General features: G+C 60.6%; 9 protein-coding genes and 1 pseudogene. 7 read left to right on the top strand and 3 right to left on the bottom strand.

Features of this window, described 5'->3' with window-relative positions; all coding sequences use genetic code 11:
* The first annotated feature begins 10 nt into the window (after positions 1–10).
* Positions 11–286 carry a peptidylprolyl isomerase gene (locus CKW19_RS12235; RefSeq protein ID WP_007898282.1) on the top strand — a complete coding sequence of 92 codons (276 nt, stop codon included), beginning with the start codon at positions 11–13 and terminating at the stop codon, positions 284–286.
* Between the two features lie 97 nt (positions 287–383).
* Here the strand turns inward: CKW19_RS12235 and CKW19_RS12230 are convergent, their stop codons facing one another.
* The 3 genes from CKW19_RS12230 to CKW19_RS12220 all read right to left on the bottom strand — a co-directional run bounded on the left by CKW19_RS12230 (position 384) and on the right by CKW19_RS12220 (position 2,939).
* Positions 384–1,601 (bottom strand): amino acid deaminase, encoded by a 1,218-nt coding sequence (locus CKW19_RS12230; RefSeq protein WP_095058109.1) that lies wholly within the window; start codon positions 1,599–1,601, stop codon positions 384–386.
* Between the two features lie 39 nt (positions 1,602–1,640).
* Positions 1,641–2,405, bottom strand: a complete 765-nt coding sequence (locus CKW19_RS12225) for an IclR family transcriptional regulator (RefSeq protein ID WP_095058108.1) — start codon at positions 2,403–2,405, stop codon at positions 1,641–1,643.
* Positions 2,406–2,549: 144 nt separating this feature from the next.
* Positions 2,550–2,939: a RidA family protein gene (locus CKW19_RS12220; protein ID WP_095058107.1), complete on the bottom strand. Its 390-nt coding sequence runs from the start codon at positions 2,937–2,939 to the stop codon at positions 2,550–2,552.
* Positions 2,940–3,272: 333 nt separating this feature from the next.
* Between CKW19_RS12220 and wecB the strand changes: the two genes are divergently transcribed.
* The 6 genes and pseudogenes from wecB (at position 3,273) to CKW19_RS12190 (ending at position 12,238) form a co-directional block, all read left to right on the top strand.
* The gene (gene wecB, locus CKW19_RS12215; protein WP_095058106.1) at positions 3,273–4,427 is read left to right on the top strand and encodes a non-hydrolyzing UDP-N-acetylglucosamine 2-epimerase; all 1,155 of its coding nucleotides are present in this window, start codon (positions 3,273–3,275) and stop codon (positions 4,425–4,427) included.
* The gene (gene nrfB / locus CKW19_RS12210; protein WP_095058105.1) at positions 4,424–6,598 is read left to right on the top strand and encodes a cyclic di-3',5'-guanylate-activated glycosyltransferase NrfB; all 2,175 of its coding nucleotides are present in this window, start codon (positions 4,424–4,426) and stop codon (positions 6,596–6,598) included. Before wecB ends, nrfB begins: the two co-directional genes overlap by 4 nt.
* Positions 6,595–9,759, top strand: coding sequence for a phage receptor (locus CKW19_RS12205; protein WP_095058104.1), 3,165 nt, complete (start codon positions 6,595–6,597; stop codon positions 9,757–9,759). The genes nrfB and CKW19_RS12205 overlap by 4 nt, the downstream gene beginning before the upstream one ends.
* Positions 9,759–10,637, top strand: a complete 879-nt coding sequence (locus tag CKW19_RS12200; protein ID WP_095058103.1) for a DUF4434 family protein — start codon at positions 9,759–9,761, stop codon at positions 10,635–10,637. The genes CKW19_RS12205 and CKW19_RS12200 overlap by 1 nt, the downstream gene beginning before the upstream one ends.
* Positions 10,638–10,961 (top strand): annotated as a pseudogene (locus tag CKW19_RS12195) (diguanylate cyclase domain-containing protein); the annotation flags it as partial.
* A 53-nt stretch (positions 10,962–11,014) separates the two neighbouring features.
* Positions 11,015–12,238, top strand: coding sequence for an NADH:flavin oxidoreductase/NADH oxidase family protein (locus CKW19_RS12190; protein WP_095058102.1), 1,224 nt, complete (start codon positions 11,015–11,017; stop codon positions 12,236–12,238).
* Positions 12,239–13,175 lie beyond the last annotated feature (937 nt).

The following is a 13,175-nucleotide window of genomic DNA, read 5'->3' as shown; positions in this document are numbered from 1 at the left end:
TAACCGCACCATGAAAGCTCAAGCCCGCCACATTCTGGTGAAAACCTCGGAAGAAGCCGAGCAGCTCAAACAACGCATCGCCAAGGGTGAAGCGTTCGATGTACTGGCCAAGAAATACTCGACCTGCCCGTCCGGCAAGCGCGGGGGTGATTTGGGTGAAGTGCGACCGGGCCAGATGGTCGGTGTGATCGATGCGGTCATTTTCAAGAAACCGCTGCGGGTGGTGCACGGGCCGATCAAGAGCAAGTTTGGTTATCATCTGGTGCAGGTGTTTTACCGGGATTGAGAGCCCCCGGGATTCCGGCACTTGAATCACCCGACTCGCCAGCCGCCCCCCCCGCACATTGATATGCCTTCCTTGGCCGCACCGTGGTCTTGAACCCTTAGAAACAGGTTTCCATGGTCTCGATGACATTCAACTGGTCATCCACCAGACAGCCCACACGCCACTTGTCGAACGTCAGGCACGGGTGCGAAGTGCCGAAGGAAATGATGTCGCCCACGCGTAAATCCACACCCGGAGCCACGGTCATGAACGCATGCTGATCCATCACCGCCGTCACCTTGCAGGCGCCGACATCGTCACCCTTGGCCGGCACCACACCCGCCTTGTAACGCAGCAACGGCACCGGTAGCCCGGCGTCGTAGGCCACGTCGCGCTTGCCCAGGGCAATCACCGCAAAGCCCGGCTCCGGCAACGACTGCACGTGCGCCCAGACTTCCAGCGCCGGACGCAGGCCTTCGTGCAAGTCGCTGCGGCGGTCGAGCACGCAGCATTGCGCTTCCTTGTAGATGCCATGGTCATGCGCCACGTAACTGCCGGGGCGCAGCACGCTAAGAAAACGCCCACCCGCGTTCTGCGCTTCGAAGGACTCGGCAATCAGGTCATACCAGGCCGAACCCGACGCGGTGATGATCGGTTTAGCAATGGCGAATGCGCCGCTGTCCTGCAACTGCACCGCCAGACGCACCAATGACGAAGCGAAATAACGAATGCCGCTCACCGCATGATCCCCGTGGATCACGCCTTCATAACCTTCGATGCCCGTCAGCGCCAATGCCGGCTGCGCCGCGATAGCCTTGGCCAGATCCAGCACTTCCTGTTCGCTGCGGCAACCGCAACGCCCACCCACCACGCCGTATTCGATCATCACGTTCAGGCGCACTCCGCGCGAGGCGAAATACGCGCCGAGGTCAGCGACGTTATCCGGGTGATCGACCATGCAATAGAAGTCGAACGTCGGGTCGGCCAGCAGGTCGGCGATCAGCGCCATGTTCGGTGTACCGACCAGTTGGTTGGCCATCAGCACCCGACGCACGCCATGAACGTAGGCCGCTCGGGTTTGCGTGGCGCTGGCCAGGGTGATGCCCCAGGCGCCGGCGTCCATTTGCCGACGAAACAGCGCCGGGATCATGCTGGTTTTGCCGTGGGGCGCGAGTTCTGCGCCGCTGTTGCTGACGAAGTCCTGCATCCAGCGAATGTTGTGTTCCAACGCCTCGCGGTGCAGCACCAGTGCCGGCAGGCTGACGTCACGGACCAGATGGGCACCGGTCTGGGCAAAGCCTTTTTCCACGGCAGCAGTGTTTTTGGCAGTAGACATGGTCGAACTCCTCACAATCGCGGCAGCAGGCAGCCGCTGTTATTCGTTGATGCGTCGGGCCAGGTTGTTTGCGCTGTCGATCAGCACCCGACGATAGTCACTGTAGTTTTTCTTCGCATCGACCCGTGGTGCGACGATGCACAAGGTCGCGATGGCCACGCCGTTGGGGTCTTTGACCGGGGCGGCGAAGCAATGGGTAAAGGTGTCGGCAACGCTATCGAAAGAGAAAAAACCGTCGATGCCGGCCTGACGGATTTCCTTGAGAAACTGCTCCAGCGGCAAGCGTTCGCCATCGGGCAGGATGAAGTCGTCGGGGTCGATAAGGTCAGCGATTGCCTGGTCACTCAGGTGCGCCAGCAGCAGCCGTCCGGAAGCGGTCCAGGGAATCGGCGCGTTCTCGCCGATGTCCGAGGAAATCCGGAAATGCCGCTCGCCTTCTTTCATCAACGCCACAGTGTATTTGCGCCCGTTGAGCACGCACATCTGCGCGGTTTCACGGGTCTGGCTGACGATGTCCTGCAAGGCGTGATCGGCCTCGCGGGTCAGGTCGAAGTGACGCAGATGCGCCTGCCCGAGGAAGTACAGTTGACGCCCGAGATAGACATGGCCGTCCTTGCCCACCGGCTCCAGAATCCGCCGTTCCAGCAGCGAAGCCACCAGTTCGTAGACCGTGGATTTTGGGCTGCCGATGCCATTGGCGATGTCATTCGGGCGCAGGGGCTGGCCGATCTCCTTGAGGAAATCGAGGATATCGAACGCCCGATCCAACCCCCGTGCCCGGCGCTTGATGGTGTCTTCGGTCATTTCATGGGTTTCCCTTCAAAGTGCCAGGGGTTTACCTAGAGTGCGTCGACGACCGTCAGGTCGTCATCGCTAGCAGGCTAGCTCCCACATTTGGAATGCGTTCCCCTGTGGGAGCTAGCCTGCTAGCGATGAAGCCACCTCGGTTCAAGCCTTTTTCTTATATGCCACGCAGTCAATCTCGACCTTGCAGTCGACCATCATATTCGCCTGTACACAGGCGCGAGCCGGGGCGTGTTCGGGTTTGAAGTACTCGGAGAAGACCTTGTTGAAACTCGTGAAATCCCGCGGATCCTCCAGCCATACACCCGCACGCACCACGTCTTCCAGGCCATAACCGGCTTCTTCCAGAATCGCGATCAGGTTCTTCATGGTCTGGCGCGTCTGTTCAACAATGCCGCCAGTAATGATCTCCCCGTCCAACGCCGGCACCTGCCCGGAAACATACAGCCAGCCATCGGCCTCAACGGCGCGGGCGAAAGGGCGAGGTTGACCGCCCGCGGCGGTGCTGCCGGTGCCGTAACGAGTGATGCTCATGGGTGCTTCTCCAGATTGATAGTAGGGGTTAAAAGCGGTTGCTGTTGGCGATGCATGGCAAGCACTCCAGGACAATAGAAATTCCGCTATAGCGGAAGATGGTATCGAGTAGCGGAATAAACGAAAGAAAGTGTGCCACGGGACGCCATGGAAAAGTTGGGAATAGGGAAGCGTTTTTTGCGTAGTGGCGATGTGCATAGCAACGCTGTCAGAAATTTCCGAGTCGTCGCAGCCCATTGGACAACCCCCCATCCGACTGCTTTATTCAATGCACAAGTGATAACCGGTCTCGATAGCCGCGTCACGACGGCGTGTGCAGTCCCTGGAGGGTTCATGTCCTTTAAAGTCATGATGGTTTTCGGCACAAGACCTGAAGCCATCAAGATGGCACCCCTGGCGCGGGTTCTGCGTAACTGGCCCGGCATCAACCTGAACATCTGCTCTACCGGTCAGCATCGGGAAATGCTCAAGCAGGTGCTCGACTCGTTCGAACTGGCGGTCGATGAAGACTTGCAGGTCATGACCCAGGGCCAAACCCTCAACGGGCTCTCTGAACAACTGCTGGCGCACCTCGACAAAGCCTATGAACGCGTGCAACCGGACATCGTGCTGGTGCATGGCGACACCACCACCAGTTTCATTGCCGCCCTCGCCGCCTTCAATCGTCAGTTACCCATCGGCCACGTCGAGGCCGGTTTGCGCACCGGTAACTTGCGTGCGCCCTGGCCGGAGGAAGCGAACCGGCACCTGACCGGCGTCATCGCCGACCTGCATTTCGCACCGACCACCAAGAGCGAAGACAACCTGCTGCGCGAAGGTGTGCCCAAGGCCAACATCGAGGTCACGGGGAACACGGTGATCGATGCGCTGGTGTGGATGCGCGATCACCAACGGGAAAGCCACTGGCACCCGGCCGCCGACTCACCGCTGGCGGTGCTCGACGACAACCGGCGCATGGTGCTGATCACCGGACATCGCCGCGAGAACTTCGGCGGTGGTTTCCGCAACATTTGCCAGGCCCTGGCCACCCTCGCCGAACGTTACCCGGACGTGCAGTTCGTCTACCCGGTGCACCTCAATCCGCAGGTGCAAAAAGCTGTTTACAGTGTGCTCTCGGGTAAATCCAACATCTATCTGGTGGCGCCCCAGGATTACCAGCATTTCGTCTGGCTGATGGGACGCGCGTATTTCATCCTGACCGATTCCGGCGGCATTCAAGAGGAAGCCCCGGCCATTGGCAAACCACTGTTGGTGCTGCGCGATGTCACCGAACGGCCGTCGGTGCTCGAAGGTGGAACGGTGTTGCTGGTGGGGACCGACACTGACCGCATCGTCAAGGAATCCAGTCTGTTGCTCGATGATGACGCCACCTTCCAGCGCATGAGCCGGGTCCACAGCCCTTATGGCGACGGGCACGCCAGCGAACGTATCGCCAATCGCCTTGGTGTCTGGCTCAAACACCGTGCGGCCGCAGGGAAAGCGGTATGAGCCTGCTGTTTGTCGACTTTTTTGCCTATGTGCTGTTCGGACTCAAATACCTCGCGATCATCCTGGCCCTGCTGATGTTCATCCTCGGGCTCGATGACCTGTTCATCGACGTCGTGTACTGGGGCCGCAAACTGATCCGGCGCTGGCGGGTCTATGAAAAATTCAGCCGTGCCGATGAGGAGCGGCTGTACTCCATCGCCGAAAAGCCCCTGGCGATCATGGTTCCGGCCTGGAACGAAGTCGGCGTGGTCGGAGAAATGGCGCGCCTGGCTGCTTCGACCATCGACTACGAGAACTATCAGATTTTCGTCGGCACCTACCCCAACGACGCCGAGACCCAGGCCGATGTCGATGCGGTCTGCCTGCACTACCCCAACGTGCACAAAGTGGTGTGCGCCCGCCCCGGCCCCACCAGCAAGGCCGACTGCCTGAACAACGTGATCGACGCGATCCTGCGTTTTGAAAGCGATGCGAAAATCCAGTTCGCCGGTTTCATCCTGCACGATGCCGAGGACGTGATTTCGCCGATGGAATTGCGCCTGTTCAACTACCTGCTGCCGAGCAAGGACCTTATCCAGATTCCGGTCTATCCCTACGCGCCGGAATGGAAAGGGTTCACCGCCGGGCACTATGTCGACGAGTTCGCCGAAAACCACGGCAAGGATGTCATCGTTCGCGAAGCCCTGACCGGGCAAGTGCCGAGCGCCGGGGTTGGCACCTGCTTCAGTCGCAAGGCCATCAGCGCGCTGCTGGAGGATGGCGACGGCATTGCCTTCGATGTACAGAGTCTCACCGAAGACTACGACATCGGGTTCCGCCTCAAGCAAAAAGGCATGAAGTGCATCTTCGCCCGCTACTCGGTCACCGACCCGAAACTGGCGCTCGAACAGCCTTGGGCGTTCGGGATGAACCGCGCGTTTTCCCAGGTGATCTGCGTGCGCGAGCACTTTCCCCGGGACTTGCAACACGCCATCCGCCAGAAATCACGCTGGATTGTCGGGATTGTTTTCCAGGGCACCAAGAATCTCGGCTGGAGCCCCAAGGGTTTGCTCAATTATTTTCTGTGGCGCGACCGCCGCGGCTTGATCGCGTACCTGTTGAGCTTCCTGGTGAACCTGCTTTTTTTGGTCCTGCTGGCGATGTGGCTGGTGACAGTGATCGCGCCGAACGCCTGGCGCTACCCGTCGTTCCTCGCCGACAGCAGTTTGTTGGCGACCTTGCTGTGGCTCAACGGCTTCATGCTGCTCAATCGGCTGTTTCAACGCGGCTGGTTTGTCACCCGCTATTACGGTCTGGCCGAAGGATTGCTGTCGGCGCCGCGGATGATGTGGAGCAACTTCGTCAACTTCTTCGCCAACCTGCGAGCGTTGCGTCAAGTGATGGAAATGGGCGATTCGCGCCGCGTCGCCTGGGACAAGACCACTCACGAATTTCCAGCGCTGGCCCAGGCCCAGCGCACCCCGCTGGGTCATCGTCTGGTGGAAAAAGGCTTGCTCACCGAAGAACAACTCGAAGACATCATCACCAACCCGCTCCGCCGACGTCTGGGTCAGGAACTGCTGCTGCGCGGTCACATCAACACCACGCAACTGGTGCAGACCCTGGCCGAGCAACTGGACCTGGAATGGGCGCCACTCAATCCGTTCAAACTCGACAAACGCCTGATCGACGCCGTACCACGCAAAATCGCTACGCACTACGGCGTGCTGCCGGTCGCCGAGGAAGGCGAAACTTTGGTGCTGGCCTCCGAAGGCCCGGTGAGCCAGGTGTCTCTCGGTGCAATCAGCCGCCAACTGAAACGCCCCGTGCGCTGCCGCCTCGCACCCCAAGGCCGGGTGACACTCGGCATCCGCTACTGGTACCCCAGCCCTCGTCAAAGCCAGGAAGTTCGCGACATGCTGCGCGTGCTTGAGCAACATCAGGACGACGAAGATTTGATCGAGCGCGTCAGCCATCACCAGATACTGCTGGGCAATCTGTTGCAAGTGCGCGGCATGGTACCGCCCACCCTGTTCAATCAGGCGCTGATCGATTTCGATGCGGAAAAAATGTCGTTGGGCGAGCACTTGATTGACCGCGGCATGATCACCCAGGAGATCCTCGAACAAGCCCTGGCCGATCAGGCCAGCGAACAACAAGCCGCCTACCGCATTACACGGGAGGTCGCATGAAGCCTGCCCACCGTCGAACCTTGCTGGTTGGAAGTCTGCTGCTCAGCCTGAGCACTACGGCTTGGCTGCAAGCCGAACCGTTGACCGACTTTGAGCAGTTCCGCAGTTTCCCCTACATGGACCGCAGCTACCGCGAAGCGAAAAAAGGCAACTGGAAGGAAGTCGAACGACTGATGCGCCACCTGCTGACCAAGGTGCCGAAAAACGATGAAGCGCGGGCGCTGCTGGTGCAATCGCTGGCCAAACAACGGCGTTACAAGGATGCCGCGCAAGCACTACCGGCTAACCCGGCCAACAGCGAGGCGCTGCTCAACCTGCGCCTGACCTGGATCGAACAGGACCCGCCGGGCAGCGAACAGGTGGAGCAATGGATCGCCACCAGCAACCTGAACCAGCGCGTGCGCCTGTGGCAGGCCTACAGTTTGAGCCTGGCCAAATTCGGTGGCGCGGCCCGGGCCCATAACTGGCTGGCGCAACTGCCGCCCAAGGGTGATGAGCGCGTTCTGCACCTGGCGCGGGCCAATTGGTCCGAGCAGTTGCGCGACTGGGACGGCACCATCAAAGAGTTGGCCCCACTGGCCGCGAGCAAACAACTCGATGCCCAAGGCTGGCAACGCCTGGCCAACGCCTATGTGCAACGCCTCGACGAGCAACCCTTGCAACAATTGTTGCAAACCGCGCCAAGCCCGGAAGCGGCACGCAAGGCGCGATTGGCCATGGTCGACCGGGCAATTGCCATGGGACATCACGAGCAGGCACAACGCTGGATGCAATCGCTGCCACCCGCCGACCTGGCCGATCCGGCCCAGCGCCAGCGCCTGTGGGAACTGGCACGGCAAACCGGCGACAGCGCAACGGTAGAACGCTTGAGTGGCGAGTTGCAGCGACCGTGCCTTGAGACAGTCGACTGGCTGTCCCACCACGACCCGCAAGCCGCGCTCAGTCAGCTCCAACGTTGCCCACCCGATGCAGATCCGCAGGCCTGGCTGATTCTCGCTCAACGCCTGCAAGCCACCGAATTGCTGCAGAGCACCCGCTTGCCGGAACCGTGGGATTCGCGACGGCGTGATCGACTGCTGGACGTCTGGCAGGACGAAGGACGCAGCGACAAAGTCATGGCTTATCTCGCCGCTCAGCCGCAAACCGCCGACGTGGTCAAACGCCGGGCCGAGCTGGCTCAGGCATCCGGGCGCACGGCTGAAGCGGCGACGCTGTGGGAGCGTTATTACCAGCAGACCGGCAACCTCGATTCGCTCAACCAGGCGACGTATTTGCTGGTGAATGCGGGCCAGCGTGATCACGCGCAACGGTTGCTCGAAAACGCTTACGACCGCCACAACGGCCAGTTGCCCAGCGCCCTCTTGCAACGGCTGGCGGGACTGTATGCCTCATCGACACCGACTGCGGCGCAGCAGCAACGCATGACCACACTGGTCAATCGTGTCGACCCCGCCACACGCGGGCAGCTGCTGGCGCAACTGGCGGAAAACGGTCAGTGCGATGCGGTGCAACAGGCCATCGGCAGTCATCCGCAAAGCGCCGGTGACTATCGCGCCCTCGGTCGATGCGCCATGCCGGAACGCCCCGGTGAAGCGGTGGTGTATTACCAGGAAGCCGCCAAACTCGGCGACAAAAACAGTCGCCTGCCGTTGGCCTACGCCCTGGAAGCGGCCGGGGATTCTGCTGGTGCACTGGCCATCTGGCGCAGCCTTCCAGACGCCGAACTCAGCGACAACGCCCGCCTCACGGCTAGCCGCAGCGCACTCAATGCAGGCGACCCTCAGACTGCCGAACGCTACTGGCAACAAAGCCGCAGTCGTGGCGCCAATGAATGGGCCTTGGGTGCTGCGATTGCCGATGCCCGGGGCGATCACGCTCTCGCATTACAGCGCCAGCGCTCCGCCCTGCAACAGGCTCCCGATGCCGGGCATTTTTACGCCGCTTCGGTCACCGCGCAAAAGGCCGGCGACCTGCCGCAAAGCAGCGCATGGCTGGCCGAGGCCGTGCGCCGTGAACCGAACAACCCACGCTTTCGCGCCGACTACGGCATGCGTCTGGCCGGCGCCGACACCAAGGAGGAACGTGCCCGCGCCATCCCCTATCTGCAAGCCGCCACCCAGGATTTCCCTGAGGACTACCAACTCGGCGAAACCCTCGCCTGGCGCTATGACGAAGTCGAAGACAGCGCCTCGGCCCGCAAGGAGCTGCGGCGCGTGATCGACCTGGAACAACACCCGGTCGCGGCCGACGACGAGGATGGCAGCATGGAAGCGCGGCGTTATCGCCAGCGCCGTGCTCACGAGTCTTTGTCCCGCCGCGATACCCTCACCTTCGCCAGCACCTGGTCACCGGCCGGGGTCTCTACCAACGACTTCGTGCGCCCTGACGAGAGCACTGGCTCGCAACGGCGCTCAACGTCACAGAACGTGCAATTGGCGATGTGGGACCATGCGCTCGGCGAAGAACCCAGCCGTGCCGGCAGTTCGCTGTCGGCCTACGGACGGGTGCTGCTCGGCGGCCAGAGTCGCTCGAGCTATGCCGAGTCCATCGCCACTGGCGTGGGCCTGCGCTACAAGCCTTGGGGCACGGCAAACATCAATTTCTACGGTGAGGTCTACAAGCAGAGCCAGTTCGACGATCAGGACAACCACGGCTTGAGCCTCGGCCAAATGCTGATCCCCGACAAGGTTTCCGATCAGGCCGAAGATCATCGTGAAGACGGTAACACCACCACCGACTACCTGCTGCGCGCCACCGCGTCGTTCCTCGATCAGGGTCGATTCCGCAACGATTGGCGGGTCGACGAAAGCGATTGGGAAGAACGCTTTCTCTATCTCGATGCCGCGTGGTGGACCAAGGCCGGTGACCATCAATGGCTGTCACGCTTCCAGCAGGGGCACACCTGGAAGCTGCCGTTCAACGGCGCACAAACCCTCATGCCCTACGGTTTTCTCGAATTCGCCAGCCAGGACCCGAGCAACGACTGGCGCCAGGATCTGCGCACCGGTCTCGGCCTGCGCTGGCAATGGTGGTTCCACGACGACACCTACAACGCCTACCGCGCTCACCTGTCAGTGCGTACCGAGTACCAGCAATCGCTGGGTGGCAATCTGTATGAAGGCGGCGACGGCGTGCTGCTGGGCGTGGAGTTGAATTTCTGATGAGGCGATTTTTATTGGTTGTGGGTCTGTTGTTGAGCGCCGCAATGGCTTTCGCGGACCAGCGGATTTTCTATCAGCCGCTCAACGCCGATGCCAGCCTGAGCCAGGCGCAATGGCAACGGATCTGGCAGGACACTGCCAAACAAGGCACTCACACCGTGATCGTGCAGTGGACGGCCTATGGCGACTCGGACTTCGGCGGCGCCCAGGGCTGGCTCGCCAACAGCCTCAAACTGGCCCAGGCCCAAGGCCTGAAACTGGTACTGGGGCTGCGCATGGACCCAGCCTACTACCAACGCATCGACGAGCTGGACAGTGCGGGATTGGCGAGCTATTGGCAGGCGCAATTGGGGCAGTCGCTGGCGCAACAGAAGGCGCTACGCAAAGACTGGAAGTTACCCGTCAGCGGCTGGTATCTGCCGATGGAGCTGGATGATCTGCACTTCCTGCCAGTCGATCGACGGCAAACCCTGCACCGCCAGCTCAAGGACCTTGCCGCCAAGCTGGATGCACCGTTGCATGTCAGCGTCTTCAGTGCCGGCAAACTGGCGCCGCAGGTGAATGGGCAGTGGCTGGGTGAACTGGCGAGTGTGGGCATTCAAGTCTGGTGGCAGGACGGCGCGGGCACCGGGCGTTTACCTTCGTTGGTTCAACGGGGTTATGCCGATGCACTGCCCTGCTCCATCGGCATCGTCCGGGAAGCGTTCCGCCAGGTCAGTGCTGTCGGGCAACCCTTTAGGGCTCAACCGGCTACCCCGCAAATGTCGGCATCGGGATGTCATCCAACAGCAGTCTTTTCCCTTCGCTATCGCCCTTGGGGTCAGGTAATTCTCAATAACCAACACAACAACAAGGGCAACGATGTTCAAAACCATTGAATACGGATCGTTGCCCTGGACATCCGGTCGGTGATGGCTGACTTCGAATATGCGCGGTTGGGCGGCGAAGAATTTGCGATCTACTTGCCCGGGGTCCGCCGCGAAGACGTCGAGGCATTGGCCGGGAAGCTTTGTCGGGTAGTCCGCGAGCAACCGGCACAGCACCCGGTCACCATCAGCATCGGCCTGGCGCGGGTGCTCGATGACGACACCTTGAACCAGGCGTTGGTCAAGGCTGACGAGGCTTTGTATGCTTCAAAACATACGGGGAAGGATCGGTTTACGTTTCATCAGTCACTGCAGGGCGCTCAATTGCCTGCTTGACATTAAAGTTGACTTTAAGCTTAGGCTCCACTCATCACTTCGAGGAGCCAAGCATGTCACCCTTCCAGACATTGAAATTGCCCAACGGCCAGACCATCGGCAATCGCATCGCCAAAGCCGCGATGGAGGAAAACCTCGCCGACGCCGACCATTCGCCTGACCGCGCGTTGTTTCGCCTGTATCAAGCCTGGGCCGAGGGTGAAGCGGGATTGCTGTTGACCGGCAACGTGATGATCGACCGCCGCGCCATGACCGGCCCCGGTGGCGTGGTGCTGGAAGATGAACGTCACCTGCAACGTTTCCGTCAGTGGGCCGACATCGGCCGGGCCGGTGGTGCGCAGTTCTGGATGCAGCTCAATCATCCCGGCCGCCAGACCATGGCCAACCTTGGCCAACAGGCCCTGGCGCCGTCGGCGGTGGCGCTGGATCTGGGATCGTTCTCGAAGATGTTTGCCGAACCGAAGCCGATGACCGAGGACGACATCGAAGATGTGATCCGACGTTTCGCCACCAGCGCTGCACTGTCGGAAAAAGCCGGATTCACCGGTGTGCAGATTCACGCGGCCCACGGCTACCTGATCAGCCAGTTTCTCTCGCCGTTGACCAATCGCCGCACGGACCGCTGGGGCGGCACGCTGGAGAATCGTGCGCGTTTGCTGTTGGACGTAGTCCGCGCCGTGCGCAAGGCTGTGTCGCCTCAATTCTGTGTCGCGGTGAAGCTCAACTCGGCGGATTTCCAGCGCGGTGGGTTCGACGCCGACGACGCCCGGCAAGTGATCGAATGGCTCAACGATCAACGCATCGACCTGCTGGAACTGTCCGGTGGCAGCTACGAAGCACCGGCCATGCAGGGCGAAGCACGGGATGGCCGGACCTTGGCCCGTGAAGCGTACTTTCTGGAAATGGCCGGCGAACTGGCCAGTGTGGCAAACATGCCGGTGATGGTGACGGGTGGGATTCGACGTTTGCCGATTGTCGAACAGGTGCTCGACAGCGGCATCGACATGGCCGGGATCGGCACGGCACTGGCCGTTGAACCGCTGTTGGTCAAGCACTGGCGTGAAGGTCAGAACAGCCATCCGCAATTACCGCCGATCCGCTGGAAACGCAAACCCCTGGCAGCGCTGGCGAGCATGGCCGTGGTGAAGTTCCAGCTACAGCGCTTGAGCCGAGGCCGCACGACCCAACCGCAGGTTTCAGCGATTTGGGCGTTGATTCTGGATCGTTTATATATTGCCAGGCGCACGAAGCAGTATCGGCAGGCGATGGGCAAATGATTCAACATTGATAGTGACTGACAGACCGCTATCGCTGGCAAGCCAGCTCCTACAGTTTTTGCGTCGAACACAAATTATTCGCACGGCACTAAACCTGTAGGAGCAAGCTTGCTCGCGATGAGGCCGGACCATCCAACATCGATGTTGACTGACAGGCTGCCATCGCTGGCAAGCCAGCTCCTACAGGTTTTGCGTCGCACACAAATTATTCGCACGGCACCCAACCTGTAGGAGCAAGGTTGCTCGCGATGAGGCCAGACCATCCAACATCGATGTTGACTGACAGACCGCCATCGCTGGCAAGCCAGCTCCTACAGGTTTTGCGTCGAACACAAATTATTCGCACGGCACCCAACCTGTAGGAGCGAGCTTGCTCGCGATGAGGCCAGACCATCCAACATCGATGTTGACTGACAGACCGCCATCGCTGGCAAGCCAGCTCCTACAGGTTTTGCGTCGAACACAAATTATTCGCACGGCACCCAACCTGTAGGAGCAAGCTTGCTCGCGATGAGGCCAGACCATCCAACATCGATGTTGACTGACAGACCGCCATCGCTGGCAAGCCAGCTCCTACAGGTTTTGCGTCGAACACAAATTATTCGCACGGCACTAAACCTGTAGGAGCGAGCTTGCTCGCGATGAGGCCAGACCATCCAACATCGATGTTGGCGGACAGGCCGCTATCGCTGGCAAGCCAGCCCCTACAGGTTTTGCGTCGAACACAAATTATTCGCACGGCACTAAACCTGTAATTGGATGGACTCGCCCACGCCGAGGCGTCAATGCGCCACGGTGGCAGTCTAAGAAGCCAACGGCAGCGAGGGCGAGTCCATGAAAAAGAATACGACGCTTAAACAGTCCCTGTCTTCAACCGATGTGTCGGCCTGTACGACAGTGGCGGTCGATCTTGCCAAGCAGGTCTTTCAGGTCGCAG

The sequence above is a fragment of the Pseudomonas sp. Irchel s3f7 genome, from assembly GCF_900187615.1.
Classification (GTDB): domain Bacteria; phylum Pseudomonadota; class Gammaproteobacteria; order Pseudomonadales; family Pseudomonadaceae; genus Aquipseudomonas.
Note: the sequence above shows the minus strand (reverse complement) of the source record. Positions and strands in the feature narration are given on the sequence as shown.